Source organism: Vibrio sp. 10N.222.48.A3 (assembly GCF_041475345.1).
GTDB lineage: Bacteria > Pseudomonadota > Gammaproteobacteria > Enterobacterales > Vibrionaceae > Vibrio > Vibrio tasmaniensis_A.
Window position 1 is genome coordinate 1 of sequence record NZ_JBFRVX010001343.1, and the last position, 803, is coordinate 803.

The window sequence follows — 803 nt, forward strand, 5'->3', positions numbered from 1 at the left end:
GTTACGACGTTACCGTTTAAAAGTAATAATCCATGACTCGGTAAGCTGCTAATAGTCACGAACTGTAACGCATCGCCATCTTGATCACTGTAACCAAATTCACTGGTGGTAAAGGTTCTGGTGATGTCTTCATTTGTAGAAACAGTTTGCCCTGTCACCGTTGGCGCATGTTGTAGAGGAGGGGTGACTTCAATAGAGAGAGAGTTTTGAGAAGAGTCTCCTATTGGGTTACCCCCATCATCACCGACACGATAAACCATACTTGGCACTTTACCTGTAAAGCCAGCTTCCGGGGTGAAGGTATAATGACCATTCGCTTCGATCGCGAGTGTACCGATACCGGCCATAGTATGTGGTTGCCCAGGCCTTACCGCGACATAACCTGACACGGGGTCCTTTATTTGAATATCTTGCAACACCAGATGTGCGTTGGAATCGGTGTCTGTTGCTGCACCACTCAATCCTTGATCCGTCCCAGAGCCAGTAAGTAGATTCCCTTCAACTGGACCACTATGTTGAACACCAGAATCACTGAGGCTGTGTAGAGTAGGAGCGTCAGTAGTCCCGTTAATAGTGACGGTAATTGAATGCTTGGTACCGTCTTTTGATGTGACTTCAATGCTATCTGTGAGTGTTTGTCCATTGTCTAAGTCTTGAATCTGCGTACTCTTGTTGTCTGCTTTATAAACCCATGTCCCAGTACTAGTGATGTCGAAATGACCATAGGTTCCATCCAGAGATATTTTCGGTTGCCCCTTAAGATCTAATGCAGCTTCGCCATGACCATCAGCGTCAGAAACAAT

The 803-nt window shown here is 46.0% G+C and carries 1 protein-coding gene; it reads right to left on the reverse strand.

The window, feature by feature from the left end; translation table 11 throughout:
• A partial coding sequence (locus AB4653_RS26210; RefSeq protein WP_372105687.1) for a VCBS domain-containing protein occupies positions 1-803 on the reverse strand: 803 nt, incomplete at both ends.